Source organism: Microbacterium sp. bgisy203 (assembly GCF_057706945.1).
In genome coordinates this window covers 157,742-184,180 of record NZ_JBYIPF010000004.1, presented here as the reverse complement: position 1 = coordinate 184,180, position 26,439 = coordinate 157,742, and the positions used below count along the sequence as shown (strand labels likewise).

The window sequence follows — 26,439 nt, the reverse complement described above, 5'->3', positions numbered from 1 at the left end:
GGGTCAGATGAGCGTCAGCGCTTGCCGGCGATCTGACGCGAGACGATGTCGCGCATGATCTCGTTGGTGCCGCCGTAGATCCGGTGCACACGGGCATCCAGGAAAGCACGGGCGATCGGGTACTCGGTGATGTAGCCGTAGCCACCGTGCAGCTGCACGCCGATGTCGAGGATCTCCCACTCGCGCTCGGTCGCCCAGAACTTGTACATCGCGGCATCCTCGGCCGAGAGCTTCTTGTCCTTGTACGCGAGCAGCGCGCGGTCGGTGTAGGCCCACAGCGCCTCGACGTCGGCGGCGATCGACGCGAGCTGGAAGCGCGTGTTCTGGAAATCGATGATCCGCTCGCCGAAGGCCTCGCGGTCCTTCGTGTAGGCGACGGTCCACTCGAGGGCAGCCTGCGAGGCGGCCGCGGCGGCGACGCCGATCGACATGCGCTCGAGGGGGAGATTCATCATGAGCTGGATGAAGCCGCGGCCCTCTTCGCCCGAGATGAGGTTCTCTTCGGGGACGAACACGTCGGTGAACGAGAGCTCGGCGGTGTCGTGGCCCTGGAAGCCCATCTTGTGGAGCTTCTTGCCGTGGTCGAAGCCCTCCATGCCGTTCTCGACGATGAGGATCGAGAACGCGTCGGGACGGTTGCCCTCGCCCGTCTTGACGAACGTCACGACGATGTCGGCGGTCTTGCCCGAGGAGATGAAGGTCTTCGCGCCGTTGACGATGTAGCCGCCGTCGACCTTCTTCGCGGTGGTCTTGATGCCGCGCAGGTCCGAGCCGGCGCCCGGCTCGGTCATCGCGAGCGCGCCGAGGACCTCGCCGGTCGCCATGCGCGGCAGCCACTTCTCCTTCTGCGCCTGCGTGCCCATGTGGACGATGTACGGGATCGCGAGGTCGTCCTGGATGCCGAAGGCGCCCGCGAGCGAGCCCGCGCCGGCGCGGATGACCTCTTCGTTGACGATCGCGCGGAAGCGGTAGTCCTGCAGCATGCCCGCGCCCCCGAACTCCTCGGGGACGCTCAGGCCGATGATGCCCGACTCGCCCGCGGCGAGCATGGTCGCGCGGTCGACCTCGCCGTCGGCATCCCACTTCTCGCGGGCCTCGTTGGTCACATACCGCTTGACGAACTCCTTGACGACGTCGCGGAACGCCTCGTGGTCTTCGTCGTAGATGTCGCGCTCCATGGTGCGCCTTCCTCTCGTCGTCGAGTTCTCGAAGATTGCGGGAGTGCATCCACCGGATCGTGAGATTCCATCCCAGAGGTAATGGTACTGGGTTTCACGACGGCGTGTGATGGACGTCTTGCGACGCTATCGCATATCTGTTCTAATGTCGATATGCGGTGGCGGGGACAGAGTATCGGAGAGAAGGATGCCTCCGCGCTGCCCGGACTCGAAACGCTCGAGGGCCTGGTGCGCTCGGTGACGACACCGGAGTTCCAGGGAGTGACGTTCCACGAGGTCCACGCGAAGTCGGCACTCAACCACGTGCCGGCGATGTCGGCGATGCCGTTCGACTGGACCGTCAATCCCTATCGTGGATGCACTCATGCATGTTCGTATTGCTTTGCTCGCAATACGCACACCTATCTCGACCTCGACGCGGGGCGCGACTTCGACAGCCAGGTCGTCGTCAAGGTGAACGTCGCCGACGTCCTGCGACGCGAGCTCGCAAAGCCCACGTGGGCCCGCGAGCCGGTCGCGCTCGGCACCAACACCGACCCCTACCAGCGCGCGGAGGGCCGCTACCGGCTGATGCCGGAGATCATCGGCGCCCTTGCCGAAAGCCGGACGCCGCTGTCGATCCTGACGAAGGGGACGCTCCTGCGACGAGATCTCCCGCTGCTGGCGGATGCCGCGACACGTGTGCCGATCTCCCTCGCGATGTCGATCGCCGTCTTCGATGACGCGCTGCAGGCCGCGATCGAACCGGGGACGCCCAGCGCGGCCGCGCGGCTCGCGACAGTGCGCGCGGCGACGGATGCCGGATTCCGGGTGTCGGTCTTCCTCATGCCCCTCCTCCCCCACATCACCGACTCGGCGCCGGCCATCGACGACGCGTTGGCGCGGATCCGCGCCGCGGGGGCGACGCGCGTCGTGTTCGGCGCGCTGCACCTGCGCCCTGGTGCCAAGGAGTGGTTCTGGCAGTGGCTCGAGCGCGATCACCCCGAACTGGTGCCGGCGTACCGGGGGCTGTACCCCGGGGCATCCGCCTACGCGCCGGAGGGATACCGGAAGATGCTCGCCGCGCGCGTGCGTCCGCTGCTGCGACGGCACGGACTCGGCGGCGGCGCGGAAGAGGAGGTGGAGAATCGGCCCCCGCGGGCAGGCCCCGTACGGACGACGGCGCGCGGGGCGCGAGCAGCGCCCACGCCCCGCGGCGAGGCGCTCGCTGCGACGCGGCTGTTTTGAGCGGGGCGGTTGCGCTCAGAAGGTGTTGGTCGCCTGCGTCGCCGAGACGAGGTAGTCGCGGGCATGCTCCTCAGTCATGCTGCCAGTCACGATGTACCAGTTCGACTTCGCGTCGAAGGCGTACCCGGTCGTGCCGCCCATGCCCTCCTCGACGTTCGTGTAGAAGTTGTACGCACCGACGGCGGTCATCTCGTACTCCGAGGCGTCGAGGGCGGCGATGAGCGCGTCACGTGCACCCTGGTCGGAGAAGTCGGCGAGCGTGAACGTCATCCCACTATCGGAGTTCGGCACGCCCCACCCGCAATCGAGGATCTCCACGGCGCTCGCGGCGGCCTCCTTGGCGGCAGGTCCGATGACCTTCTCCGCGAGGGGCTTCGGGTCGTACTGCACCTGTTGCCAGGCGGGGCTGCCCTCGAGATCCTGGATCGTCGACAGGGGGATCTTCTGCTCGCAGGCGGCCGCGGTCTCGGCGTCGGGCTGCGGGGGGCCGTCGAGCGTCTGCGTCGGCGTGGGCGTCGGTGTGGCGGTCGGTGAAGACGACGGGGTCGACATCGGAGACGACGGCGAGGCGGTCGGCGCGGGATCGGGGCTGCATGCGACGCAGGCGACGATAAGGGCACCGGCTGCGGCCGCGATGACGGGCGTTCTCAGGGTGAGCTGTCGCATGCGCATCGAGGCTAGGGGCGCCAAGACCCCACGCCCACCCCCTGGCGGAACGGTGAGACAGCCGCCTACGATGACGCCTGATCCGACCGAGCATGACCCCCACACCGACCGAGAAGGGGCCGATCATGGGCGACGACGAGAAGCGCACCTATCCGACGGGCGTCCCGTGCTGGGTGCAGCTCGACACGCCCGACACGGCCGGCGCGGCGGCGTTCTACGCGGGCCTGTTCGGCTGGACGTACGCGAGCGCGATCCCGACGGAGCCCGCCGCGTATCTGTTCGCGCGGCTCGACGGCGCGGATGCCCCGGGCCCACGCGCCGACGTCGCGGCGCTCGCCCTCTCCGCCCGGTCCGAGCCGGGCGCCGAGGCGCCGCACGGGTGGGTCTCGTTCATCGCGACCGACGACATCGAGCAGACGTGCGCCGACATCGAGGCGGCGGGCGGCACGCTCATCGAGCTGCCGGATGCCGGGAGCCCCTTCGGCCGGGGCGCGCGTTGCGCCGACCCCCTCGGCGCCGTGTTCGGACTCTGGGAGGCCCGCGCCCATCCCGGCGCGCAGGTCGTCAACGCACCCGGCGCGTGGAACTTCAGCGACCTCGTCACCCCGGACATCCCCGCCTCGATGGGGTTCTACTCCACCGTCTGGGGCTGGGAGTACGACCCCGGCCTCGCCGCGGGAAGGATCCGACTGCCCGGCTACGGCGCGCACCTGGCGTCGACGGTGGATCCCGGCATCCACGAGCGGCAGAGCTTCGCGCCCGAGGGCTTCGCCGACGCGGTCGCGGAGATCTTCGAGAGCACGGACGACGAACCCGCCCCCGGGTGGTGGGTGCGGTTCGCCGTCGCGGACCGCGACGAGTCCGCGCTCGTCGCCGAGCGCCTCGGCGGCGAGATCGTCTCGCGCACCGACACCGAATGGACGCTCGAGGCGGTACTCCGCGACCCGCAGGGGAACGCCTTCATCGTGAGTCAGCTCGCCCCGCGGTCCTGAGTCGGCTCACTCCGCGGCCCGTGAACGCCGTCGCCCCGCGCTCCGGCCGCAGAGGTCGACGAACGCGGGGCGAGCGGCGGATGCCGGAGGTCAGGCGGTCGGGTCGACCTGCACACCGGCGAGTTCGAGCAGCAGCTCGTCGCCCGGGCGGGCGTCCTCGAACGGCGCGTCGATCTCGGCGCGGTCGAGCATCTCGGTCATGCGCCGGCGGCGCTGACGAGTGATGAGGGTCACGACGGTGCCGCTGCGGCCCGCACGCCCTGTGCGACCGGAGCGGTGCAGGTACGTCTTGTACTCGTCGGGAGCGTCGGCCTGGACGACCAGGTCGATGTCGTCGACGTGGATGCCGCGGGCGGCGACATCCGTCGCGACGAGCACGTTCACACGCCCCGACGTCAGCTTCTCGAGGTTGCGCGTGCGCTTGGCCTGGTTGAGGTCGCCGTGGAGGGCCACCGCGCGGATGCCGGCGTCGTCGAACTGCTCGGCGAGCATCTCGGCGTACGCACGCGTGCGGGCGAAGACGAGGGTCCGCCCCTCGCGGTCGACGAGCTCCGTGAGGATCTCGGCCTTGTCACGGTGGTCGATGACGAGCACGCGGTGGTCGATCGTCCCCGAATCCTGATCTTCACCGGCGACCTCGTAGACGGCCGGGTCGACGAGGAACTCGTCGACGAGCGCCGCGACCTCGCGGTCGAGGGTGGCCGAGAAGAGCAGCTTCTGGGCATCCTGCGGCACGAGGCGGAGGAGACGCTGCATCGGTTCGAGGAAGCCGAGCTCCGACATGTGGTCGGCCTCGTCGAGCACGACGATGCGGATCTCCGACAGGTCGAGCTTGCCCTGCTCCTGGAGGTCTTCGATGCGGCCGGGCGTGCCGATGACGATGTCGACGCCCTTCTTGAGCGCACCGACCTGACGCGCCTGCGGCACTCCGCCGTAGACCTGCGTCGTGAAGAGGCCGACGCTCCGCGCGATCGGCTGGATCGTGCGGTCGATCTGCAGCGCGAGCTCGCGCGTCGGCGCGAGGATCAGAGCCTTGGGGCTGCGCCCGAACTCGCGGCGCTTGCCGGCCTGACCCCGGAGGATCGACTCGACGAGCGGAGCGCCGAAGGCGATCGTCTTGCCCGAGCCAGTGCGGCCGCGCCCGAGCACATCGGCGCCGGCGAGGATCGGTCCGATCGTCGCAGCCTGGATCGGGAAGGGGGATGCCGCGCCGAGCTCACCGAGCGTCCGCACGATGTTGTCACCGAGGCCGAGCGACGAGAACGTCGCATCCGCGACCTCGACGGCCTCGACGGCCTGCGCCTGCAGCTTCTCGTGGACGGTGTCGGCGTGCTCCTCGTAGGCGCGGCGCTTCTCCTCGGCCTTCGCGTCGGCGTGCCAGTCGGACCGGTTGCCGCCGTAGGTCGGACGGTCGCCGCGGGCGGGACGGTCGTCACGGCGGGGGCGGCCGTCGAAGGAGCGAGCGGGGCGGTCGTCGAACTTCCGGGCGGGACGGTCGTCGAACTTCCGCGCCGGGCGGTCGTCGTAGTTCCGGGCGGGACGGTCGTCGCGGCGGGGGCGGCCGTCGTAGGAGCGAGCCGGGCGCTGTTCATAACTCCGGAAATCCCGGCCCTGAGCGCCCCGAGCACCCCCGTCACGGCCGCCGCGCGCCGAATCTCCGGAGTTGCGAACCGGACGATCGTCGTAGGAGCGCACCGGACGGTCGTCGTACTTCCGCGCGGGGCGGTCATCGTACGAACGGGCCGGACGGTCGTCGCGGCGGGGACGGTCGTCGCGGCTCGTGCGGTCGCCGTGGGCCTGGGTGCGGATGCCCCGGGCCTCATCGCGGCCCGCGCGCTCCTGGGCGCTCCAGCGCTGCTTCTTCGCGGGGGTCTGCTCGTCGGTCGCGTCGGGACGGTATCCGCGGTGGCTGGGGCTCCTCGAGCCGGGCTTTCCGGCGGACGACTGTCCCGGGCGACGCTTCGCATCCTGGTACGACGTCTTCTTCGCGCCGTAGCGCGGCTCGAAGCTCTGGGCGCGGCCGCCGGCCGGCTTCTTGTTCTTGGGCATGGTGGTGTCCTTCTGGGTTTCTCGTGCGAGAACAGCGCCCACCCGTCGCCCTCCGATGAGGTGGGGCGCGTGCGGACAACCCGGACGATCGTCGGCCGGGGGCCATTCACAGTGATGGTTCATGCGCGCCGAACGGCGCTCACCATCGGCCCCGTGGACTACACACAGCACTCACTGCCCGAGCCGCGCTCGCGCGCGGTGTCCAGAGCCGACCTGCCCAGTCTACTGGGGATGCCTGGGCACTCACCCTGAGCCGGGTCCCGAGAGGGCGATTCGCGCAACCGCGACACGCAGTTTTGGGCATCCTGCAACATGCACGCAACAATGAACGCGCACAATGGTCAGATGACAACCACCGACCTGCATCCGATCACGGTCGCGATCGAACGCCGGATCGACCCGTCGCGCACCGTCGAGGCAACCAGCTGGATGCAGGCCGGCACCGATCTCGCCGCGCACTTCCCTGGCTTCCTCGGGTCGGGGTGGGTGCGCACGGGCGAAGACAGCGACCACTGGTACATGCTGTATCGCTTCCGCGATCTCGAGACGCTCGAAGCCTGGGAGACCTCCGGCCAGCGCACCTGGTGGCTCGACTCGGGCCGTGCGTTCGCGCGCGAGGTGCGGGTCGAGCGCCGGACGGGCATCGAGGGGTGGTTCGACGCGCCGTTCGCGACGAGCGTCGAGTCGCCCGCGGCGTCCGCGCACGCTTCCGACATCCCCGCGACCGGCCCCGTCCAGGAACCCCTCCTGCCCGCTCCCCCGCCGTGGAAGCAGGCCGTCGCCATCTGGCTGGGCTTTTTCCCGGTGAACCTCGTCGGCACGTGGCTGCTGCTGTTCGTTCCGACGTTCGCCGCGTGGCCTCTGCCCCTCCGCGTCGCCGTCAGCACCCTGATCTTCACCCCGATCATGGTGTTCTGGGTGCTCCCCTGGATCACCACCATGCTCCGCCCCTGGCTCCTGCGCCCCCGGCGACGCTGAGCCCCGCACGCGCCCACGCGTCACAGAATCGGAGATGGTGAACAGATTCGGATGCCTTGGGCATCCGCGTCCGAATCCGTGACGCATCTCCGAATCTGCGACGGGTGCGGGAATCTGCGACGGGCGCGGGCGCGCGGGCGAGGCGCGGGTCAGTCCGCGGGGCGGGCCCGGCGGCGGGCCCGGCGGGGGTGCAGCTGGGCGGTGGATGCCGAGGTCACAGCACCCTCCGAGGTCGCGTCGCCGTCCGAGGTCGCGCCGTGGTCGCCCGCGTCGTCGGCATCCGAGCCCGCCGCCGCACCATCACCCTCGCGGGCCGCCCGCCGCGCGGCGCGGCGCTCGCTCGCGCCCTCCACGAGGTTGTAGAGCGTCGGCAGCACGAGGAGCGTCAGGAACGTCGACGAGATGAGGCCGCCGATCACGACGATCGCGAGGGGCTGCGAGATGAACCCGCCGTGGCCCGTGATTCCGAGGGCCATCGGGGTGAGGGCGAAGATCGTCGCGAGCGCCGTCATGAGGATCGGGCGCAGACGCCTCGCGCTACCGGCCATCGTCGCGTCGTGGGTCGACAGACCCTTCTCGCGATACTGGTTGACGAGGTCGACGAGGACGATCGCGTTCGTCACGACGATGCCGATCAGCATCAGCACACCGATGAGCGACGCGACGCCGAGCGGCACCCCGGTCGCGATCTGCAGCAGGATCGCGCCCGTCGCGGCGAACGGCACCGAGACGAGCAGCAGCAGCGGCTGGCGGAGCGACTTGAAGGTCGCGACCATGACGATGTAGACGATGAGGATCGCCGCGAGCATCGCGAGGCCGAGCTGGCTGAAGGCATCCTGCTGCTGCGTCAGCACGCCGCCGATCTCGGCGTCGGCTCCGGTCGGCAGCTCGACGTCGTCGAGCGCGGTGCGGACCGTCGCCGAGGCGGCGTTCAGGTCGTCGGTCGTCGGGGTGACGGTGACGGTCGACGTGCGCTGACCGCGCTGCGTCGTGATCGAGGTCGGGCCCTGGCTCTCCTCGACCGTGGCGATCTCCGACAACGGCAGCGGGCCGGTCGCCGTCGGGATCTCGAGCGCCTTCAGCGCGTCGATCGTGTCGGGCACCGACTCGGCCTGCAGGTACACGGTGACGGCACGCCCGTCGAGTTCGACCGTGCCGACCTGGCGCGGCTGCATCGTGTTCGACACGAGCGCGCCGACGGCGACCTCCGAGAGACCGAGCGCCGAGGCCTTGTCACGATCGACGGTGACGGCGACGTAGGGCAGGGATGCCGAGAGGTTCGACGTCACCTGGCCGATGCCGTCCTTGCCGTCGAGCGAGGCGGCCACGGCATCGGTCGCGGTCTGCAGGGCGTCCGCGTCGGGGGCGGTGACGTCGACCTCGATGTCGCTCGATCCGAACCCGCCCTGGCCCGCGGCGACCGTGATGGTGCCGACGTCGTCGAGCGCTTCGACGGCATCCTGCACGTCCTGGCGCACCTGCTCCTGGTCGGCAGACGCATCGGTCGTGATCGAGTAGGTGACGCCCGACGACCCGCCGGAGAACGCGTCGCGCACCGCGGACCCGCTCGACCCGATCGAGGTCTGCACCGTCGTGATGCCGTCGACCCCGAGGATCGCCTCTTCGACGCGCTGCGCCGCGGCATCCTCTGCGTCGAGGCTCGCCGCGGGGGCGAGTTCCTGCGTGACGGTGAACGTGTTCTGGCCGCTGTCGCCGAGGAAGTTCGTCTTCATGAACGGCGCGGCCGCGAGCGTGCCGGCGAGGACCAGCACGGCGATGAGGAGCGTCGTCCACGAGTGCGTGAGCGTCCAGCCGAGCACCGGCAGATAGCCGCGCTGCAGACGCGTGGGCGGGGCGGCCGGATCCTCCGGGTCGATGGGGTTGCCGTCGGCATCCTTCGGGGCCTTGCCGGGCTTGAGGAACCAGTACGCGAGCACCGGCACGATCGTCAGCGACACGAACAGCGAGGCGAGCATCGCGATCGTGACGGTGAGGGCGAAGGGTCGGAAGAGCTCGCCGGTCACGTCGCCGACGAACGCGATCGGCAGGAACACGGCGACGGTCGTGATGGTGGATGCCGTGATCGCCGCGGCGACCTCGCGCACCGCGAGGCGGATCGAGGCCCCCTTGTCGGCGCCTTCGACGTAGTGCCGGTTGATGTTCTCGATCACGACGATGGAGTCGTCGACGACGCGCCCGATCGCGATGGTGAGAGCGCCGAGGGTCAGGATGTTCAGCGAGTAGCCGAACGTCTGGATGCCGACGAAGGTGATGAGCACGCTCGTCGGGATCGAGATCGCCGCGACGAGCGTCGAGCGCACCGACAGCAGGAACAGGAAGATCACGATCACCGCGAAGACGAGTCCGAGCAGACCCTCCTGGGCGAGCGCCTCGATCGACTGCTCGATGAACGGCGCCTGGTCGAAGACGACGGTGAACTCGGCGTTCGTCCCGATGGCATCCTGCAGATCGGGCAGGAGCGCCGTGACCGCGCGCGAGACGTCGACGGTGTTCGCGGCGGGGAGCTTCGTGATCGAGATCGTGAGGGCCGGCTCGCCGTTCACCCGCGAGATCGAGGTGACCGGGTCCTGCGCGAGCGCGACGGTCGACACGTCCGCGATCGTGACGGGGCCGCCGGCGACCTGCTCGGGCGTCGAAGGCACGAGCGGAAGCTGCGAGATCTCGTCGACGGTCGTGAGCTTCGCGCCCGACTGCACGGTGAGCGTCTGATCGCCCTCGGTGACCGACCCCCCGGGGAACAGGGTGCCGTTCTGGTCCAGCGCGTCGGTGATGGCGCTCTGCGTGAACCCGGCGGCGGCGAGCTTCGCGGGGTCGGGGGTGATGGTGACGCGCTGCCCGCGCCCGCCGACGATCGTGGCAGAGCCCACGCCGTCGACGTCTTCGAGATCGGGGATGACGCTCGTCTCGAGCTGCGACTGGATCGTCTCCTCGTCGTCGTAGCCGGTGACGGCGAGCGCGATGACGGGAAGGTCGTCGATCGAGAACGACACGACGTTCGGCTCCACGCCGTCGGGGAGCGTCGACTTGATGCGGTTCACCGCCTGCAGGATCTTCTGCTCGGCGGTCGCGAGGTCAGTGCCGTAGGTGAAGGATGCCTGGATGATCGACGCGTTGGTCGTGGAGGTCGCGGTCGTCGACTCGAGCCCCGGGATGCCCTGGATCGCGGTCTCGATCGGGGTCGACACGTCGTTGTTGACGACGTCGGGCGAGGCGCCCGGGTAGGTCGTGAGCACCGACAGCTGCGGGAACTCGATCGAGGGGATGAGCTCCTGCTTGAGGTTCGTGAGCGCCAGCCCGCCGAAGATCGCCGCGACGATCGTGATGAGCGCGATGAGCGCGCGGTTCTTCAGGCTCAGGACGGCGAGATTCGACACGGGAGACCTTTGCTGTGAGCGCGGTGCGATGGTGCGGTGCGGCGGACGGCCTTCGATACAGGAATGTATCGAAGGCTATTCTCGCATGCGCGAGAAGCGGTGCCGCGCGCTCAGCGCGGGAAGAGTCCGCCGATCAGCAGGCCGAGCGCCGCGGCGATCAGGCACGCCCCGAGCGTGCCGAGGAGATTGGTCCACGCCCAGTCGCGCCGCCCGCGCCGCGCGAGGAGCACGGACTCCACCGATACGGCGCTGAACGTCGTGAAGCCGCCGAGCAGGCCGGTGCCGAGGACCGCGAGCCACACCCCCGTGAACTGCGGAATGCCGGTGAAAAGGCCCAGCAGGAACGACCCGATGACGTTCACGATGAGGATGCCGAGGGGGAAGGCATCCTTCCGGCCGCGCGTGACGAGGCCGTCGACGATGTAGCGGGCTCCCGCGCCGAGGCCTCCGCCGAGAACGAGCGCGCCGATCTCGAGGGGCGTCACTCGGCATCCTCCGGGGCGGGCGTGTCGGCGGGCGGGACCTCGCCGCTCCCCCGCCGGAGTCCCCACTGTAGACCGAGCGCCGCGGCGAGCGCCCCGCCGAAGACGGAGAGTGCCATGAGGAGGAGCCCCGCGAGCGGGTTGGCGCTGCCGAGGGTGACCGCGTGCACGGCGAACGCGCTGTAGGTCGTGAAGCCCCCGAGCACCCCGGTGCCGAAGAACGCGCGCAGGTGCGCATGCCTCTCCCCCAGGCGACCGACGACGACGCCGAGCAGGAGCGACCCGACGATGTTGATCGCCATCGTCACGGCGGGCACCACGAGCGGGTGGGCGCCCTGGGTATACGCGCCCTGGGTATACGCGCCCTGGGTATACGCGCCCTGAGGGATCGGGAGGATGAGCGCCGCCCGCGCCGCGACCCCCAGCGCGCCGCCCGCGACGACGAGCGCGAGGATCGTCGGCGAGAACCAGGCGGCGCGGGTCATGACCGCACCCTAGCGGCGCGGCGGGCGATCGCCGCGGCACCCGCCGGGCGGGTTTCCCACGTGCGGGGCGGGCGCGCGGCGCCGGGCGCGTGAGGTGCCGGCATCCGTCGGTATGGGCACGGGATGCCGACAGAATCCGGCACCTCGATCGCGCCGCGCCCCGCGCGCGTCACCCGAGGATGAGGGTGCGGATCGCCGACTCGGGCGACACCGTCGTATCGAGCACGATGCCCCTCTTGTAGCGGGCGAAGACCCGCGGGTCGATGTACGAGCTCCGCGCCACCGACGGCGTGTTGCCGAGCGCCGCGGCGGCCGCCTTCACGGCGAGCACCTCGGCGCGCTTGCGGTCGGTCTTCGTCGTCACGGGGCCGATGCGGGCGAGCGCGTCGGCGGCGAGGATCGTGCCGCGGAGGGTGCGGAAGTCCTTCGCGGTGAAGACGCCGCCGGTCATCGCTCGGACGTACGCGTTGACGTCCTTCGGTGTCAGCGAGACCCGCCGGCGCCCCCGGACGTAGGCGAGCAGCGGCGCCGCGGGGCGGCCCGCGACGAGAAGCTCGATCACCATCGCGAGCTCGGCGTCGTCGATGTCGAGTTCCTGCCTCTTGCCGCTCTTGCCGAGGAAGCGCAGGCTCGTCACCGAGGCCGCCACGGCGGCATCCCGCCGGCGCAGCGTCGTGAGGCCGCGACTACCGTGCTTCGCGAGGTACTTCGCACTCCCGACACGGGGTGCCGCCTGGTCGAGCAGCCGGAACGCGGTGGCGAGCACCCGCTCGCGGTCGAGGTCGGTGCGCCGCAGCGACACCGTCACGCGACCGCGCGCACGCGGCAGCGCCTCGGCGAGCTGCAGGGCGCGCGCGTACTTGCCCTTGTCCCGTCCCGCCGACCAGTCGGGGTGGTACATGTACTGCAGGCGCCCGCCCTCGTCGATGCCCGTCGCCTGGATGTGCCCGTTCGGGGCGGCGCTGATCCAGACGTCGGTCCACGCGGGCGGGATGACGAGGGCGACCGCCCGTTCGCGGTCGGCCGCGGGCAGGGCGGCACCCTCGGCGTCGGTGTAGCGGAAGGTGTCACCCGAGCGGGTGCGGCGGAAGCCGGGGTCGGTGCCGGGATGGACCTTCTTGAGGCGCGGCATCAGTCCTCGCGCAGCATCTCGATGAGCTGCGCCTTGCGCTTTCCCGAATAGCCGGTGATGCCGAGTTCCTTCGCCCGGGCGCGGAGTTCGGCCACCGTCCAGTCCTGGTACGACCCCGATGCCCCGCCCCGTCTGCCGACGGCGCTGCGTCCGTCGCGCGCGGCGGCGTTCGAGATGCGGGCGGCCTTCTGCTTCGAGGCGCCCTCCTTGCGGAGCTCTTCGTAGAGCTCCGGGTCCTTGAGGCTCGACGGGGTCTGATTCTGGGGCATACACCGGCCCTATCGCAGATCATCGTCACGGTGCAAGGGGGTCAGCCGATTCTCAGGCAGCAGGTAGGTTCGGGATGTCACAACGCCCGTGACGACATGGGACAAGCTCCCATGAGTCCCCCGCGGAAGGAGCACCCCCATGAACCTCGCACTCCTGATCATCATCATCGTCGCGATCGTCATCGCGATCGTCAGCGGCCTGAACGCCTCGCTGCAGTGGTTGCTGTGGGTCGCGATCATCGTCGGCGTCATCGCGCTGATCGCGTTCCTCTTGCGCGTCGTCCGCGGCAACAAGTAACGCCGCGCGACCGTACGACAGAGGCGGCACCCCCTGGCTTCGGGGGTGCCGCCTCTTCTCGTGTACGGGCGTTTCGAATCGCCGCTGCGCGACTCGCTCAGAGCTGCGCGTCGGCGTACGCGGCGAGCGCGTCGCGGACGAACGCCGCCCCCGCCTCGCCGCCGTAATTCGCCGCGAATCGCGGGTCGGCGACATACATCTCGCCCAGACCCCGCACGTAGCCCGCGACGTCGCCGCCCGAAGTCGCGGCGGGCGTGCCCGGTACGCTCCGGAGCCACGCGACGTGCCGACCGGCGAGCGCCTGCGCCTCATCGCCCGCGGCGGGGATGCCGCGCGTTGCGGCATCCTGCCATGCGGCGTTCAACGCCGCTGTCTGGGCGGCGAAATCGCCCTTCAGCGCCTCGTCGAGGCCCGTCCACCACCGGTCGGACTCGGCGTAGGCCGCCTCGCCCCACCGCTCGATGACCTCGTCCTTGTGCTGGGTGTGATCGAACCCGTCGAACATGTCCTTCGCCATGGGTTCCTCTCCTTTCTTCAGTGTGGTGATGGTCGACTCGACCGACGCGATCTGGCGCGTCAGTCGGTCCTGCTCGCTGCGCAGCCACGCGAGGTGCTGCGTCAGCGCGTCTTCGGTGGCCGTCGGCCGCGCGAGGATCTCGCCGATCTGCGGGATCGACAGCCCGAGCTCTCGCAGCAGCAGAATGCGCTGCAGGCGCACGAGCGCGGCACTGTCGTAGCGGCGGTAGCCGTTCGCGCCGATGCGCGTGGGGGCGAGCAGCCCCACGTCGTCGTAGTGACGCAGAGTGCGGCTCGTCGTACCCGCGATCTTCGCGACCTCTTGGATCGACCATTCGTTCATGTCATCCACGGTAAAGGTTGACGCCGCGTCAAGGTCAAGCCGCGATCTGCGCAGCGCGAGGGAGGATCTTGACAAACTCGCGATATATCGTGTTATGGTCGCTCCATCGCGATATATCTCGATTCGCGAACCTGACACAAGGAGAGAATCATGACCCGCGAGAAGTGGCTCATCAAGCCGGGCGAGACCCGGGTGATCGACCTCGACGACATCCGCAAGCTCAAGGCCGGACTCATCGGCGGCCAGATCGACATCGTCGGGCACGACGAGCCGGGCGTCCGCATCGAAGTGCACAGCGTGACCATCCAGGACCTGCGCATCGAGGCATCCGACGACACCGTCGAGATCGATCACCCCCAGCTGCGGTGGGACAACTTCCTGCAGGTGTTCCGGAACTTCGGCTCGGGCGGGCCCAAGGCTGAGATTTCGGTCGCGGTCCCCCGCGGCATCGCGCTGACCCTCGGCGTCGTGTCGGCGAGCGCTCTCGTCTCGGGCCTCGTCTCGGGCGCGCGCCTCAACACGGTCTCGGGCGACATCATCGTCGACGGGATGCAGGGCGACGTGACGGCGAATGCCGTTTCAGGTGACGTGCAGATCCGAGGACTCGACGGCACCCTGAGCGCCAACTCGGTCTCCGGTGCGGTCGCTGCGATCGGCGCCGTGCGGAAGGCATCCGTCGACACCGTCTCGGGCGACATCATGGTCGACTCGGCGGGCCGCGTCGACGCCATCGGTCTCAACACCGTCTCGGGAGAGAGCACGGTGCGCCTCGACGAAGACCTCCCGGCCAACTACGTCCTGCGCTCGGTCAGCGGACGCCTGCTCGTCGACGGCGTGACGCGGTCTGGTTCGGGTCCCTCGAACTGGGTCGCCTCGGTGGGTGAGCTGAGCGGCAGTTTCGTCGACCTGCGCGCGAACTCGGTGTCGGGAGCGATCACGGTGCTCCGCCGCAGCGCCGCCGTGCCGTCGGGTGCGTCCGACGAGGCGGTGGATGCCGCGGCATCCGCACCGGCCGTCGATCCGGCGCCGGCGGAGAGCGTGTCGGCCGAGCCCGGGCCAGGAGTCGAGTCCGCCCAGCCCTGGCAGACACAGCCCGAGCAGAGCGAGACCGACCCGACCGACCCCGCACGGGAGGCGTGAGCATGGCTCCCGTCTTCTCCCACGGCGACCTGCGGCTCTACCTGCTGAGCCTGCTCGACGAGTCGCCGCGACACGGCTACGACCTCATGCAGGCGCTCTCCGATCGCACCGGCGGCACCTACACGCCGAGCGCCGGAACCGTCTATCCACGGCTCGCGAAGCTCGAGGAGGAAGGCCTCGTCACAAAGACCATCGACGGCCGCAAGACCGTCTACGCGATCACCGAGGCGGGGCGCACCGAGGTCGCAGCGCGCTCCGGCGACCTCGAGGGGATCGAGGCGGGCCTCGCCGACAGCATCCGCCTCATCGCCGACGAGGTGCGCGGCAGCGTGCAGGAAGCCATGAAGAGTCTGCGCGCCGACCTCGCCGCCGCAGCGGCGGCGGACCGCGATACCTCCCGGCAGCGCGCCGCGAGCGCGACGATGCAGGAAGATGCCGCGCGCGCCGACTCCCGCGAACAGCTGCGCCGGGCCGAGGGCCTCGTCGGCGAGTTCCGCGCCAACGTCCGCGCCGACCTGCGCAGCCATCTGGCGCACGGCGGGGTCATCGTGGCATCCGTGGTCGACGACCTCAGCCGTCACCTCGACACCGCACTCGCCGAGCTGACCCGCTCGCTCCGCGGCTGAACCGCCGGTCGTCTGCCTGACCGCCCGTTCGCTTGCCTGGACAGGCGGTCAGGCGGTCAGGCGGGCGGGTCGGGCCAGAGGGCCTCGTCGTCGGCGGCGGGGTCCTCCAGCGGTACCACCAGGATGGGGCGCGACTGGCGGTGCGCCAGACGCGCGGCGACCGACCCGGTGAAAAACTCGCGGATCGACTCGCCGAGGCCGCGCCGCCGCGTCCCCACGACGATCAGGCGGGCCTGCGACTGCTCGGCGAGGTGCTTGAGCGCGAGCGCGGGGTCGCCCACGAGTTGCCGCACCGACCAGTCGACGTCGGCCGCATCGAGCACGGCGGATGCCTGGGCCCGCACCTTCTGCAGCTGCGCCTCGCCGGTCGCCGCGTCTATGTCGAGGGGAGCCGACTGGATGAACCCGTCGGGGTCTTCATAGGTGATGAATCGGGTGACGTCGACGTGCGCGACGATGAGCGGCGCGCCGAACAGCTTCGCGTACCGCACGCCCTCTTTGAGGACGCGCGAAGGCTGATCGGGGATCGCTCCCACGATGACTGCGCCCGCGGGCACCTCGTCGGATGCTTCGTCTGACATCTTTCGCTCCGCCCGCTCGCGCCATTCGTCCCGAGAACCGCGAGGGTCCGGGGGCCCCGTGTTATTCTGAATGCTACTCTTCCCGGCTGAAGAGCCGGATCGCGGATGCCTGGCGTATCACAGCGCTCGGCGGCGCGAATGCACCGGGTGAGGGCGAGCAGCAGCCGCACCGCCCGTGACGTCAGAAATGAGGGGGTCCCGCATGGGGCGTGGCCGTCAGAAGGCGAAGCACACCAAGATCGCTCGCGAACTCAAGTACGACACGTACAACGTGAACTACTCCGCTCTCGAGAAGGAACTGGGACACCACGAGGACGACCCGTACGTCGACAAGTGGGCAGACCAGTACGACGACGAAGACGAGGACGAGGACGCCGCGCGCGTCTGATCATCGCCGCGCGCCTCTGATCATCGGCGCGCGCTCACGTCCACGCGCGCTCGCTGCGCTTCTCCCACTCCTCCTCGATCGTGCGCGTGCGCGTCACGACGTATCCGGCAGGGATCGTCACGAGGAACAGCGCCCCGAGGACGAGGAGCGGGGCGACCCACCCTCCCGTCGTCTCGTGCAGGATCGCGAACGCGAGCGGGAAGATCGCCGCGATCGCGTACCCGACGCTCTGCGTGAAGCTCGACAGCGCCACGGCGCCCTCGTGCGTCCGCGAGCGACGCTGGATGAGCACGAGCACGCCCGGGAAGAGCCCCTGCGGCACGCCGAGCAGCACGACCCAGAGGATCGTCGCGGTCGTCGGCGCGAACACCATACCGAGCGCACCCGCGAGGCCGGTGACGAGCGCACCGACGTACATGAAGCCGACGCGCCCGGTGCGGCTGATGATCATCGGCACGAGCAGCGACCACGGCATCCCGAGCGCTCCGAAGAGGGCGAGCAGGGCGCCCGCGGCGGCATGCGAGACGCCGGCGTGCTCGACGAGCACCGTCGGCAGCCACGCGAAGCACGCGTAAACGGATGCCGACGAGACGGCGAACGACGCCGCGAGCGCCCACGCGAGCGGCACGCCGACGAGGCGGCCGAGCACCCGCGGGGTCGGCTCGTCGATGTCGATGTCGTCGTCGGTCTCCGCGAGCGCAGCCCCGGCACGGCGGTCGGTGCGCGCGGCCCCCGCCAGCATCGTGACCCACGGGACGATCGCGGCGAACGCGAACGCGGCCCACAGGCCGAGAGAGATGCGCCACCCCGCGGCCTCCGCGATGGGCACGGCCACCAGCGGCGGGACGAACGCGGCCACCGCGAGAAGCGCCGAGTACAGCGCCGTCATCGACCCGGTGCGGTCCGGGAAGTACCGCTTGATCAGCGGCGGCAGCACGACGTTCCCGACGCCGACCGCCGCGAAGAGCACCGTCGTGACGAGCAGCAGGCCCACGGCGTCGCCGACGAGCGCACGCCCCAGCATGGCCAGGCCGGCGACGACCATGGATGCCGCCGCCAGGCGCTCGAGACCGAACCGGCGCTCCAGCGCCGGCGTCACGATGCCGAACACCGCGAAGCACACCGGGGGCGCCGCCCCGATGAGACCGACGACCCAGCTCGGCACCGCGAAATCGGCGTTGACCTCGACGAGGATCGGCGAGAGCGACGCGACGGCCGACCGCAGCGAGAACGCGACGAGCACGATCCCGAGGAAAGCGAGGAGGCGTCCCTGCCAGAGGGGCCGCGGCGCCGACGATGAACCGCTGGAGGTCACGACTCCTGCGTGCCCTCGACCCAGGAGAGATACTCCTCGGTGACCGTGCCGGTGATGTAGCGGCCGTCGAAGCAGCTCATGTCGAGGTCTTCGACATCGGGCGCGCCCTCGAGGATCGCGGCCTTCAGGTCGTCGATCTCCTGGTAGACCATGTAGTCCGCGCCGAGCTCCTCGGCGATCTCGGGGATCGTCCGCCCGTGCGCGACGAGCTCGTGCCGCGAGGGCATGTTGATGCCGTAGACGTGCGGGTAGCGCACCGGCGGGGCGGCGGAGGCGAACGTGACGCTGAGCGCCCCGGCATCCCGCGCCATCTGGATGATCTCCTTCGACGTCGTGCCGCGCACGATCGAGTCGTCGATGAGAAGCACGTTCTTGCCCTTGAACTCGCTCGACATGGCGTTGAGCTTCTGGCGGACGCTCTTCTTGCGCACCGCCTGCCCCGGCATGATGAACGTCCGGCCGACGTAACGGTTCTTGTAGAAGCCCTCGCGGTACTCGATGCCGAGCTTGCGCGCGACCTGCATCGCGGCGGGGCGCGACGAGTCGGGGATCGGCATGACCACGTCGATCTTGTTCTTGGGGGTGTACTTCGCGATCGTGTCGGCGAGGCGGTCGCCCATGCGCAGGCGCGCCTCGTACACCGAGATGCCGTTCATGACCGAGTCGGGCCGCGCGAGATACACGTACTCGAACGAGCACGGCACGAGCTTCGGGTCGGCGGCGCACTGCTGCGTGTGGAGCTTGCCGTCGAGGTCGATGAAGACGGCCTCGCCCGGCTCGACGTCGCGGACGACCTCGAAGCCGCCGTTCTCGAGCACGAGCGACTCCGACGCGACGACCCACTCGTAGTGGCCGTCCTCGTGCAGGCGCGTGCCGAGGATGAGGGGGCGGATGCCGAAGGTGTCGCGGAACGCGAGAAGTCCGTAGCCGGCGATCAGCGCGATCGCCGCATACGACCCCTCGACCCGGTCGTGCACGCGCGAGACGGCCTGGAAGATCTGCGCGAGGTCGAGCTCGAGACCCGAGATGGATGCCTGCAGCTCGTTCGCCAGGACGTTGACGAGCAGCTCGGTGTCGGAGCTCGTGTTGAGGTGACGACGGTCGGTGCGGAAGAGCTCCTGCGTCAGCTCACGCGTGTTGGTGAGGTTGCCGTTGTGGACGAGGACGATGCCGTACGGCGCGTTCACGTAGAACGGCTGCGCCTCCTCCTCGCTCGACGCGGTGCCCTTCGTCGCGTAGCGCACATGTCCGAGGCCGATGTTGCCGAGCAGGGCGCGCATGTCGCGGGTGCGAAACGCCTCGCGCACCTGACCCTTCGCCTTGAAGAGGTGGAAGACGCCGTTCGGCTCGGCCGTCGCGATGCCCGTGGAGTCCTGCCCGCGATGCTGCAGGAGGAGGAGGGAGTCGTAGATCTCCTGGTTGACGTTCGCCTGCGAGGCGACGCCCACGATTCCGCACATTCTTGTGGATGAGTCCGTTTCTGCGCCCTGTGCCGCTGATGCCTATGTCGCCGAGGAGTACGTGCTCACGAGGCGCACGGCGCCGCCGTCGACGCCCTTGGCGCCCTGCTCGAAGTGGTCTCCGTCATCGTCCGGGCGCGGGCCTTCGTTGACGACGCCGACCGGCCAGGCCGCGATGCCCTCTTCGGCGAGCGCGCTGATCGCGGCATCCGCCTTCTCGGGGGCGACGACGGCGAGGAATCCGATGCCGAGGTTCCAGGTGCCCTCGGTCGCGGTCAGCTCGAGGCCGCCGAGGTCGGCGAGGACGCGGAAGACCGGGGGCGGCGACCAGGTGGAACGGTCGACCTCCACCCACGAGCCGACCGGAAGGACCCGCGCGAGGTTCGCCGCGATGCCGCCGCCGGTCACGTGGCTGAGCGCGTGGACGGCGCCCCCGTTCGTGTCGCGCAGCTGGCTGAGCAGGCGCAGGAGCGGCAGGGTGTAGAGACGCGTGGGCTCGAGGAGCTCCTCGCCCCACGTGCGGCCGAATTCGGGAGCGTACGCGCCGTAGCTGACGCCGACGCGCGCGACGATGTGACGGATGAGCGAGTAGCCGTTGGAGTGGGGGCCGCTGGATGCCAGGGCCAGTACGACGTCGCCGGGGCGGACGCGCTCGGCGCCGAGGACGTGGTCGGCCTCGACGACGCCGGTGGCAGCCCCTGCGACGTCGTAGTCGTTCACGCCGAGAAGCCCGGGGTGCTCGGCCGTCTCTCCGCCGACGAGGGCGGTGCCGGTGAGCTCGCAGCCCGTCGCGATGCCGCGGACGATGTCGGCGATCCGCTCGGGCACGACCTTGCCGCACGCGATGTAGTCGGTCATGAAGAGCGGCTTCGCACCGACCACGACGATGTCGTCGACGACCATGCCGACGAGGTCCTGGCCGATCGTGTCGTGCTTGTCGATCGCCTGCGCGATCGCGACCTTGGTGCCGACGCCGTCGGTCGAGGTGGCGAGGAGGGGCTTCGTGTACGCACGGAGTGCGGAGGCGTCGAAGAGGCCGGCGAAGCCGCCGACACCGCCGAGCACCTCGGGTCCGTGGGTGCGCCGGACGGCCGACTTCATCAATTCGACGGCGAGATCTCCCGCCGCAGTGTCGACGCCGGCTTCGGTGTAGGGGTTCTGTGGGGCCTGTGCCACGCGACCAGCCTACCGGGCCTCCGCAGCGCCCGGGGTTGCCTAGGATGTCGGCATGGCGGCGGGTGGACCGGAGTGGGTCGTGCGCGAGGATGCGAGCATCCCCGTGCTCGTCGCGCTGTATCTGCGCCAGGCGCTGGGCATCCGCTTCCCCGAAGAGCTGCCGCACCTGCGCGGCGCGGCGCCGACGGCATCCGATCCGGGTGAGGGCGAGAGCCGAGGCGCCGATGCCGACGCCGACGCCGACGCGCTCGCCGACGCGCTCGAGCGCCAGTGGCGCACCTATTGGGATATGACCGTCGAGCCCCTCGCGCACCGATCGACCGTGCCCCTCGACCTCATCGACGGCTTCGACACCTACGTCGCCCTGCCCGTCGAAGGCTTCGACGAGCTGGCCGCGGCCGTCGCTCCGCACGGCCCGGCCGCCGTCGCCTTCGCGAAGGGCGCGGCCGAGCGATATCAGGAGCGGGCGAAGTCCGAGGCACGTTCGGGCGGATCGACCTACCGCGCCTACGCCAGTGCGATCGCGCAGCACGAGCGCGCCGCCGGGCGCCGGGCGCACTCGTTCGAGCTGAACGTCCAGGTGCTCCCGTTCGAGCAGCGCGGCGTCTGGTGGATCGGCGCGCTCACCGTCGCGGTCACCGACGGCCTGCGCGGCGACATCGTCGCCTTCGACGCGGCGATCGCTCCCGTCATCGCCGAGCTCGCCTGAGCGGGCCGGCGGCAGCGCGCGGGCGGGCGCTCAGCCTGCGGCGGGATCGTGCTCGTCCTCGTGCTCGACGTGCTCGTGCTCGACGCGCACCTCGCGCGTGCGGCGCGAGAAGGAGCGGTCGAGCAACAGCGCGACGATGCCGCCGACGGCGAGGCCGACCGCGATGCCCACGAGGGCGAGGAAGCCGAACACCTGCCCCGTCGTATAGGTGATCTCGGTCGTCGCGCTCTTGTCGACCCCGTCACCGACCGCGAAGGTCAGAATCGCCGCGACGAGGATGCCGAGCAGCGCGCCCACGACGAGGAACACCGCGTACCGCGGGCTCCGGCGCACGCGCGCGGTCTCGATGTGGTGGGCGGTCGTCTCGGTCACCCGTCCATTGTCTCACCCGCCGATACGGCGCCCCACCCGCCAGGGGTCGCCCCCTACGGATGAGGAGGTGACCCCGGCCGCCGCGCGGTCACCCCGCTCGTCGCTGCCACGGCAGCACGCGCATCATGCTCATCGTCGATACGATCGCGACGCTGAGCGCCGCGCCCGCAGCCAGCAACGGCGGCACGAGGGGCGGGAGACCGCTCGTCGCGTCCGGCACCAGGCCGTCGCGCTGCGGTTCCGTCGTGATGGGCGCCGTCGCGGGGCCCAGGAACGCGGCGAGCTCCGCCTCCGGCGAAGGAGCCGCCGGCATCCGGATCGGATTCGAGGGGGCGGCCGTCGCGGGCGCCGCCTCGCCGCTCGAGGGCGGAGGCACGGTGACGGGCGCTGCGGCGTCGAAGCTGATGTACACGGGCGCGGCAACCTTCTTCGCGTCGGCGGCACCCCCGCTCGAATACCAGTAGGAGTGCTGGCCGGTCTGCTGCTGGAAGTCAACGAACGACTGCGGGAAGGCACCCCACGACGGGCCCGAGGTCACCTGAGGCGTTCCGGCGCGCGTGTCGATCCTCACCCCGAGATAGGCCGGAGTGACAGCGAAGCCCGCGGCTGCGCCCGACTCGGCGCCGCGGATCTCCGCGAGGACGATCTCGCGCGACGGGAGCTTCTCCCACTTCGAGTGATCGTCCATGTCGGCCCCGTGGCCGCTCGCGGTACCCGTGAGCCGCCCGTCGCCGCGCGCGTCGAGCGTCAGTACGGGGTCGCTGACGCTCCAGTAGGTCATGCCGCTGTAGTAGACGATGGTGAAGGAGCCGCTCCAGCGCAGCTGCAGGGCGCCGTCCCTGACTGTGCCGACCCCGCGGTCGATCACGACCTGGTTTCCCGAGGTGCTCGCCGTGGCGGTCGTCACGCGCCGGCCCTGTGCGTCGAGGCACCGGTTGGCGGTGCTCGCGACCGTCCATTCGCCGCTCGCCGTCGGCTTCTCGATGCGCACGGCGCCGTCTTGAGTGCGATAGAGCGGGATGCCGGCATCGGTCTGCCCTTCGGTCCACGAGTTGGGGCCTCCCGAATCGCCCGCGATCCCCGCACTCAGGAAGTTGCAGGTGCCGGGGGCGAAGGCTCCGCCTCCCGATTCGGCGTTGAGCGCCCAGCGCAGCTGCGCGTTGACGAGATCCCGGTCTCCCGTTCCCGGCGCCGCGGTGCCCTCGCCCTCGGGGACGGTCACGATGACGTCGTCCGGACCCTCGTCCGCGAGAGCGGGCAGCGGGGCCGTCGCGAGGCCCAGCGCGAAGACCGCGGCAGCGAGGCCGCGCGCGCATCGCTTTCGCCGGCGGATGCCGCGAGCCCGCATCATCGACCGGCTCCGACCTGCTCGGCATCCATCGTCGGGAGGACGGCCGTGCGATCGTCGAGCGCAGGCACGGATGCCGCGGAGACCACCGCGCCGGGTGCGGGGGCCTCCGTCGGCGCGGCGCCGACGGCACGACGCTGTTTGCGCCTGGCGCGTGCTCTGCCGATCGCGGTGACGATGCTCGCGATCACGAGCGCCAGAGCGAGCACGATGCACAGCAGCATGAGGATGAGAACCCACTGCGGAACCTCCTCGGCGGGCGCGGCAGGCGTCGCCGCCGTTCCGCCGGTGACGACGACCTCGGCCTCGGCGACAGCTCCCGACCCGGCCCCGCGGAGCGTGACCAGGTGCGTCCCGCTGCGGATGTCGCGGGGAACGGGCAGGGCCCCGGCCACCTCGCCCTGCGCTCCCGCCGTCAAGGGTCCCACCGCGGTCAGTCCGCCGTCGAGCGAGGCGACGACCTGCTCACCGGGCGCGAATCCCTGCCTCGTGAACACGACCGAGGTTCCCGCGGCGATGTCCGTCGTCTCGACGCCGAGCCGCACGGCTCCGGCCGCGCCGGCCGGAGCCGTAGCGGTCTCGCCGCCGTCGGCGTCGGCTGCCGGCGCCGACGCGAAGCTCAACGGGGTGAACGTCTCGTTGTTCGCGTTCTTGACGCCGTGCGCGCCGATCGTGATGATCCCGCACGTGACCTGCAGGCAGTCGACAGCGGTCACGCCGCCGTCGAGATCCTGGCTCTCGAACCGCGCCCCCGGGATGACCATGTCGATCGACCAGGAACCGTCGGCCCCCAGCACGCCGTTCGCGGAGCTCTCGGTCTGGCTGCCGGCGAACGAGATGAATCGCTGGTACCCCGCGTTGTCCGCCGATTCCGCGTCCGGCACGTAGCGATAGTCCGCACCGACGACGCCGCCCTGGCTGGGTCGCCAGCCGCCGCCGGCCGCGTCGTCGACCCACCCGAAGAGGACGTAGATTCCCCCGAATCCGTTCTGGATCGCCTGGAACCCAGAGCCCGACACCCTGACCTGGGTCGCGTACTCCGCCGACACCGTCGCCGAGCCGTCCGGCCCGGTGACGGTGACGCCGGCGGCGGCCCACGCCGGTGACGACACCGTCACGGCGCCGGCGACCAGGGCGATGCCCGCAAGAGCGGCGAATGTCGTGCGGGAGAGATGGTTCATGCGATGCGATCCTCGGTCTCGTCGGATTCGGGGGTGGCGGCCAGCACGAGCACTGTGCCTCGCGGGCCGTCGATGACGTCGATCGGATGCCGATACACGCGCGTCAGCAGAGCGGGCTCGAGCACGTCTCGAGGCGGGCCGGCGGCGATGATGCGGCCGCCGTCGAGCAGCGCGATCCGGTCGGCGTAGGCGGCGGCGAGCCCCAGGTCGTGCAACACGACGACGGCCGCGCCGCCCGCGGCCACCCGCGCACGGGTGCGAGCCAGCACGCGATGCTGATGCCGGATGTCGAGGCTCGCGGTCGGTTCGTCGAGGAGGGCGATCGCGCATTCCTGCGCATACGCCGATCGCGTTGACGGCGATCCCCGTGAGCACGAGGGTGACGACCTCGGTTCGCCCGTCCGCCCTCGCGGATGCGTAGACGACCACCGTCGCGACGAGCCCGCCGACGAAGGCGAGCGTCGGAAGGGTGAGCGGCCCGAGGAACGTCAGTCCGAAGACGATCGCAGAGCACGCCCCGACCGCGGCCCCCGACGAGATGCCGATGACGCCGGGCTCGGCGAGCGGATTGCGGAAGACGCCCTGCATGACGACGCCCGCGGTCGCGAGGGTCGCCCCCACGAGAATCGCCATGAAGATCCGCGGCATCCGGATGAGCCACAGCGTCGCCTCGCCGTTGACGTGCTCCATCGCGGCTCCCGGCGGGAGCGTCAGTGCGGGCATCCCCATCGCGCGGACGGCGTCGTTCCAGGCGCGGGCGAACGCGCCGACCACCTGGTCGGGCGGAATCGTCAGCTGCCCCGTGCCCGCCGAGACGACCGCGAGCGCGACGAGGGTGATCGTCAGTCCGACGAACACGCCCGAAACGAGTCCCCTCCGGGAGTGCCGGCGCACCGGCGCCGTCGTCGCGGGTTCGGCGACGACGGCGGGCGTCACGACGCTCACTGCGCCTCTTCCGGCGCATACACCGCCACGGCGAGCGCATCCAGCACGCTCGCGGCCGCCGGTCCGAAGCTCAGGACGGTCGTGTCGGACATGTCGACGATGCGCCGGTGGCGACCGGCATCCGTCTGCGCGACGGCGGGCAGGTGCTCGACGAGTCCGTCGACCCCTCCGACGGACTCGAGTCCCTTCGTCATCATGATGAACAGGTCGGGGTTCGCGTCGACGAGCGCCTCGTCGGTCACGGGGCGCATGCCCTGCCAGCCGATCTCGCCGGCGACGTCGACGCCGCCCAGCGCCTCGATGAGACTGTCGGCGCCGGACTCCTCGCCGAACAGGTAGTACACGCCGGACTGCCCGCGCGCGTAGAGGAACATCATGCGCAGCTTCTTGTCCGGGTCGGTCGGTGCGATTTCGGCGATCTGAGCGATCTTGTCGTCGACTGCGGCCGTTGTCCGGGCGGCGAGCGCCGCGCCGCGCTCCGGCACGCCGAGCGCCGCGGCGACCTGCTCGGTGAGCGAGCCGATCGAGTCGAGCGAGCGATGCGCATCGACGACGACGACCGGGATGCCGGCGTCGCGCATCTGCAGGATGGTGTCCCACGGGCCGAGACTCGTGTCGGTGAGGATCACCGTCGGCGCGGCCGCCAGGATCGCCTCGGCGTTCAGGTCGTGACCGTTCTCGGTCACGACCGGCAGATCGGCGATCTCGGGGAACGCGCTCGAGGTGTCCCGCGCGACGACCTGGTCGCCGAGCCCGAGCTCGAACACGATGCGCGACAGCGAGCCGTAGATGTCGAGCGTCAGAATGCGCGACGTGTCGATGACCGTGACTGGTGTGCCCTGGGCGTCGACGACGGATGCCGGAAGGGTCTGGGAACCGTCCGTGATCGGGTCGATCGCCGCGGACGCCGCGACGGCTGTCGACGGGCCGTGCCAGGACAGCGGATCGGCGAGCGGAGTGACGTCGGCGAGGGCCGGCGTCACTGCGCCCTCGGCCGCGCCGTCGCCCGCCGTGGGGCTGCAGGCGCTCAGTACGCACACGACGGCGAGCGTCGCGGCAAGCAGGCCGAGGGTCTTCGGCATCCGTCGGGGCATCGGTATCCTGTCCGTACTTAGGTTAGCCTTACCGAATTGTTGCGTTGGAATCTCGCTGCGTGGTTAGGTAAGGCTTGCCTATCCTTACACATTC

Annotated in this window: 25 protein-coding genes and 2 pseudogenes; 8 read left to right on the top strand and 19 right to left on the bottom strand. The window is 70.5% G+C overall.

What is annotated here, in order from left to right:
• Positions 1-14: 14 nt before the first annotated feature.
• Positions 15-1,178, bottom strand: coding sequence for an acyl-CoA dehydrogenase family protein (locus tag AC3ENQ_RS08670; RefSeq protein ID WP_431803665.1), 1,164 nt, complete (start codon positions 1,176-1,178; stop codon positions 15-17).
• Between the two features lie 153 nt (positions 1,179-1,331).
• On the opposite strand from AC3ENQ_RS08670, the gene AC3ENQ_RS08665 reads away from it, so the two are divergent.
• Entirely contained in the window at positions 1,332-2,405 is a 1,074-nt protein-coding gene (locus tag AC3ENQ_RS08665) for an Rv2578c family radical SAM protein (RefSeq protein WP_431803663.1), read from the top strand.
• Positions 2,406-2,420: 15 nt separating this feature from the next.
• Here the strand turns inward: AC3ENQ_RS08665 and AC3ENQ_RS08660 are convergent, their stop codons facing one another.
• A complete protein-coding gene (locus tag AC3ENQ_RS08660; RefSeq protein ID WP_431803660.1) occupies positions 2,421-3,071 on the bottom strand; it encodes a hypothetical protein in 651 nt (216 codons plus the stop codon).
• A 92-nt stretch (positions 3,072-3,163) separates the two neighbouring features.
• Between AC3ENQ_RS08660 and AC3ENQ_RS08655 the strand changes: the two genes are divergently transcribed.
• Positions 3,164-4,063, top strand: coding sequence for a VOC family protein (locus AC3ENQ_RS08655; RefSeq protein ID WP_431803658.1), 900 nt, complete (start codon positions 3,164-3,166; stop codon positions 4,061-4,063).
• Positions 4,064-4,153: 90 nt separating this feature from the next.
• Here AC3ENQ_RS08655 and AC3ENQ_RS08650 read toward each other — a convergent pair whose 3' ends face one another.
• Entirely contained in the window at positions 4,154-6,112 is a 1,959-nt protein-coding gene (locus AC3ENQ_RS08650; protein WP_431803656.1) for a DEAD/DEAH box helicase, read from the bottom strand.
• A gap of 345 nt (positions 6,113-6,457) precedes the next feature.
• Here AC3ENQ_RS08650 and AC3ENQ_RS08645 point away from each other — a divergent pair, with 345 nt between their 5' ends.
• Positions 6,458-7,090 carry an antibiotic biosynthesis monooxygenase gene (locus tag AC3ENQ_RS08645; RefSeq protein WP_431803654.1) on the top strand — a complete coding sequence of 211 codons (633 nt, stop codon included), beginning with the start codon at positions 6,458-6,460 and terminating at the stop codon, positions 7,088-7,090.
• Positions 7,091-7,239: 149 nt separating this feature from the next.
• Here AC3ENQ_RS08645 and AC3ENQ_RS08640 read toward each other — a convergent pair whose 3' ends face one another.
• The 5 genes from AC3ENQ_RS08640 to AC3ENQ_RS08620 all read right to left on the bottom strand — a co-directional run bounded on the left by AC3ENQ_RS08640 (position 7,240) and on the right by AC3ENQ_RS08620 (position 12,853).
• Positions 7,240-10,485 (bottom strand): efflux RND transporter permease subunit, encoded by a 3,246-nt coding sequence (locus AC3ENQ_RS08640; protein WP_431803652.1) that lies wholly within the window; start codon positions 10,483-10,485, stop codon positions 7,240-7,242.
• 110 nt (positions 10,486-10,595) lie between these two features.
• A complete protein-coding gene (gene crcB / locus AC3ENQ_RS08635) occupies positions 10,596-10,970 on the bottom strand; it encodes a fluoride efflux transporter CrcB (RefSeq protein WP_431803650.1) in 375 nt (124 codons plus the stop codon).
• The gene (locus AC3ENQ_RS08630) at positions 10,967-11,452 is read right to left on the bottom strand and encodes a fluoride efflux transporter FluC (RefSeq protein ID WP_431803648.1); all 486 of its coding nucleotides are present in this window, start codon (positions 11,450-11,452) and stop codon (positions 10,967-10,969) included. Before AC3ENQ_RS08630 ends, crcB begins: the two co-directional genes overlap by 4 nt.
• Positions 11,453-11,621: 169 nt before the next feature.
• On the bottom strand, positions 11,622-12,584 hold the full coding sequence (locus AC3ENQ_RS08625) for a DNA topoisomerase IB (protein WP_431803646.1): 963 nt from the start codon (positions 12,582-12,584) through the stop codon (positions 11,622-11,624).
• Positions 12,584-12,853 carry a DUF7218 family protein gene (locus AC3ENQ_RS08620; RefSeq protein WP_431803642.1) on the bottom strand — a complete coding sequence of 90 codons (270 nt, stop codon included), beginning with the start codon at positions 12,851-12,853 and terminating at the stop codon, positions 12,584-12,586. Before AC3ENQ_RS08620 ends, AC3ENQ_RS08625 begins: the two co-directional genes overlap by 1 nt.
• Positions 12,854-12,992: 139 nt before the next feature.
• On the opposite strand from AC3ENQ_RS08620, the gene AC3ENQ_RS08615 reads away from it, so the two are divergent.
• Complete coding sequence (locus AC3ENQ_RS08615; RefSeq protein WP_431803640.1) at positions 12,993-13,151, top strand: hypothetical protein; 159 nt, start codon at positions 12,993-12,995, stop codon at positions 13,149-13,151.
• A gap of 97 nt (positions 13,152-13,248) precedes the next feature.
• Here the strand turns inward: AC3ENQ_RS08615 and AC3ENQ_RS08610 are convergent, their stop codons facing one another.
• On the bottom strand, positions 13,249-14,010 hold the full coding sequence (locus AC3ENQ_RS08610; protein ID WP_431803638.1) for a MerR family transcriptional regulator: 762 nt from the start codon (positions 14,008-14,010) through the stop codon (positions 13,249-13,251).
• Between the two features lie 150 nt (positions 14,011-14,160).
• Between AC3ENQ_RS08610 and AC3ENQ_RS08605 the strand changes: the two are divergent.
• Together AC3ENQ_RS08605 and AC3ENQ_RS08600 are read left to right on the top strand one after the other, a co-directional pair.
• Positions 14,161-14,997: pseudogene (locus AC3ENQ_RS08605) on the top strand (DUF4097 family beta strand repeat-containing protein); the annotation flags it as partial.
• A gap of 155 nt (positions 14,998-15,152) precedes the next feature.
• Entirely contained in the window at positions 15,153-15,776 is a 624-nt protein-coding gene (locus AC3ENQ_RS08600) for a PadR family transcriptional regulator (RefSeq protein ID WP_431803636.1), read from the top strand.
• A gap of 56 nt (positions 15,777-15,832) precedes the next feature.
• Here AC3ENQ_RS08600 and AC3ENQ_RS08595 read toward each other — a convergent pair whose 3' ends face one another.
• Positions 15,833-16,357 (bottom strand): universal stress protein, encoded by a 525-nt coding sequence (locus tag AC3ENQ_RS08595; protein WP_431803634.1) that lies wholly within the window; start codon positions 16,355-16,357, stop codon positions 15,833-15,835.
• Between the two features lie 202 nt (positions 16,358-16,559).
• On the opposite strand from AC3ENQ_RS08595, the gene AC3ENQ_RS08590 reads away from it, so the two are divergent.
• Positions 16,560-16,745, top strand: a complete 186-nt coding sequence (locus tag AC3ENQ_RS08590) for a DUF3073 domain-containing protein (RefSeq protein WP_431803632.1) — start codon at positions 16,560-16,562, stop codon at positions 16,743-16,745.
• Between the two features lie 34 nt (positions 16,746-16,779).
• Here the strand turns inward: AC3ENQ_RS08590 and AC3ENQ_RS08585 are convergent, their stop codons facing one another.
• From AC3ENQ_RS08585 to purM, 3 genes are read right to left on the bottom strand one after another with little or no spacing between them, the layout of a single operon-like run.
• A complete protein-coding gene (locus AC3ENQ_RS08585) occupies positions 16,780-18,060 on the bottom strand; it encodes an MFS transporter (RefSeq protein WP_431803630.1) in 1,281 nt (426 codons plus the stop codon).
• Positions 18,057-19,520, bottom strand: a complete 1,464-nt coding sequence (gene purF / locus AC3ENQ_RS08580) for an amidophosphoribosyltransferase (RefSeq protein ID WP_431803628.1) — start codon at positions 19,518-19,520, stop codon at positions 18,057-18,059. Before purF ends, AC3ENQ_RS08585 begins: the two co-directional genes overlap by 4 nt.
• A gap of 42 nt (positions 19,521-19,562) precedes the next feature.
• A complete protein-coding gene (purM, locus tag AC3ENQ_RS08575; protein ID WP_431803626.1) occupies positions 19,563-20,696 on the bottom strand; it encodes a phosphoribosylformylglycinamidine cyclo-ligase in 1,134 nt (377 codons plus the stop codon).
• Between the two features lie 52 nt (positions 20,697-20,748).
• Between purM and AC3ENQ_RS08570 the strand changes: the two genes are divergently transcribed.
• Positions 20,749-21,405: a zinc-binding alcohol dehydrogenase gene (locus AC3ENQ_RS08570; protein ID WP_431803624.1), complete on the top strand. Its 657-nt coding sequence runs from the start codon at positions 20,749-20,751 to the stop codon at positions 21,403-21,405.
• Positions 21,406-21,435: 30 nt separating this feature from the next.
• On the opposite strand, the gene AC3ENQ_RS08565 is transcribed toward AC3ENQ_RS08570, so the two are convergent.
• The 6 genes and pseudogenes from AC3ENQ_RS08565 to AC3ENQ_RS08540 form a co-directional block, all read right to left on the bottom strand.
• Complete coding sequence (locus AC3ENQ_RS08565) at positions 21,436-21,777, bottom strand: potassium transporter Trk (protein WP_431803622.1); 342 nt, start codon at positions 21,775-21,777, stop codon at positions 21,436-21,438.
• Positions 21,778-21,865: 88 nt separating this feature from the next.
• A complete protein-coding gene (locus AC3ENQ_RS08560) occupies positions 21,866-23,128 on the bottom strand; it encodes a hypothetical protein (protein WP_431803620.1) in 1,263 nt (420 codons plus the stop codon).
• Complete coding sequence (locus tag AC3ENQ_RS08555) at positions 23,125-24,306, bottom strand: hypothetical protein (protein WP_431803862.1); 1,182 nt, start codon at positions 24,304-24,306, stop codon at positions 23,125-23,127. Before AC3ENQ_RS08555 ends, AC3ENQ_RS08560 begins: the two co-directional genes overlap by 4 nt.
• Positions 24,303-24,575 (bottom strand): ATP-binding cassette domain-containing protein, encoded by a 273-nt coding sequence (locus tag AC3ENQ_RS08550; RefSeq protein WP_431803860.1) that lies wholly within the window; start codon positions 24,573-24,575, stop codon positions 24,303-24,305. The genes AC3ENQ_RS08555 and AC3ENQ_RS08550 overlap by 4 nt, the downstream gene beginning before the upstream one ends.
• 136 nt (positions 24,576-24,711) lie before the next feature.
• Positions 24,712-25,080: pseudogene (locus AC3ENQ_RS08545) on the bottom strand (iron chelate uptake ABC transporter family permease subunit); the annotation flags it as partial.
• A gap of 167 nt (positions 25,081-25,247) precedes the next feature.
• Positions 25,248-26,345: a heme/hemin ABC transporter substrate-binding protein gene (locus tag AC3ENQ_RS08540; protein WP_431803618.1), complete on the bottom strand. Its 1,098-nt coding sequence runs from the start codon at positions 26,343-26,345 to the stop codon at positions 25,248-25,250.
• Positions 26,346-26,439 lie beyond the last annotated feature (94 nt).

Coding starts and splice junctions, on each gene's coding strand:
- AC3ENQ_RS08555 (WP_431803862.1), bottom strand. CDS start 24,306: ATGAACCATCTCTCCCGCACGACATTCGCCGCTCTTGCGGGCATCGCC.
- AC3ENQ_RS08625 (WP_431803646.1), bottom strand. CDS start 12,584: ATGCCGCGCCTCAAGAAGGTCCATCCCGGCACCGACCCCGGCTTCCGC.
- AC3ENQ_RS08650 (WP_431803656.1), bottom strand. CDS start 6,112: ATGCCCAAGAACAAGAAGCCGGCCGGCGGCCGCGCCCAGAGCTTCGAG.
- AC3ENQ_RS08670 (WP_431803665.1), bottom strand. CDS start 1,178: ATGGAGCGCGACATCTACGACGAAGACCACGAGGCGTTCCGCGACGTC.
- AC3ENQ_RS08595 (WP_431803634.1), bottom strand. CDS start 16,357: ATGTCAGACGAAGCATCCGACGAGGTGCCCGCGGGCGCAGTCATCGTG.
- AC3ENQ_RS08660 (WP_431803660.1), bottom strand. CDS start 3,071: ATGCGACAGCTCACCCTGAGAACGCCCGTCATCGCGGCCGCAGCCGGT.
- AC3ENQ_RS08615 (WP_431803640.1), top strand. CDS start 12,993: ATGAACCTCGCACTCCTGATCATCATCATCGTCGCGATCGTCATCGCG.
- AC3ENQ_RS08630 (WP_431803648.1), bottom strand. CDS start 11,452: ATGACCCGCGCCGCCTGGTTCTCGCCGACGATCCTCGCGCTCGTCGTC.
- AC3ENQ_RS08655 (WP_431803658.1), top strand. CDS start 3,164: ATGACCCCCACACCGACCGAGAAGGGGCCGATCATGGGCGACGACGAG.
- AC3ENQ_RS08570 (WP_431803624.1), top strand. CDS start 20,749: ATGGCGGCGGGTGGACCGGAGTGGGTCGTGCGCGAGGATGCGAGCATC.
- AC3ENQ_RS08620 (WP_431803642.1), bottom strand. CDS start 12,853: ATGCCCCAGAATCAGACCCCGTCGAGCCTCAAGGACCCGGAGCTCTAC.
- purF (WP_431803628.1), bottom strand. CDS start 19,520: ATGTGCGGAATCGTGGGCGTCGCCTCGCAGGCGAACGTCAACCAGGAG.
- AC3ENQ_RS08645 (WP_431803654.1), top strand. CDS start 6,458: ATGACAACCACCGACCTGCATCCGATCACGGTCGCGATCGAACGCCGG.
- AC3ENQ_RS08590 (WP_431803632.1), top strand. CDS start 16,560: ATGGGGCGTGGCCGTCAGAAGGCGAAGCACACCAAGATCGCTCGCGAA.
- AC3ENQ_RS08665 (WP_431803663.1), top strand. CDS start 1,332: ATGCGGTGGCGGGGACAGAGTATCGGAGAGAAGGATGCCTCCGCGCTG.
- AC3ENQ_RS08540 (WP_431803618.1), bottom strand. CDS start 26,345: ATGCCCCGACGGATGCCGAAGACCCTCGGCCTGCTTGCCGCGACGCTC.
- AC3ENQ_RS08610 (WP_431803638.1), bottom strand. CDS start 14,010: ATGAACGAATGGTCGATCCAAGAGGTCGCGAAGATCGCGGGTACGACG.
- AC3ENQ_RS08600 (WP_431803636.1), top strand. CDS start 15,153: ATGGCTCCCGTCTTCTCCCACGGCGACCTGCGGCTCTACCTGCTGAGC.
- AC3ENQ_RS08560 (WP_431803620.1), bottom strand. CDS start 23,128: ATGATGCGGGCTCGCGGCATCCGCCGGCGAAAGCGATGCGCGCGCGGC.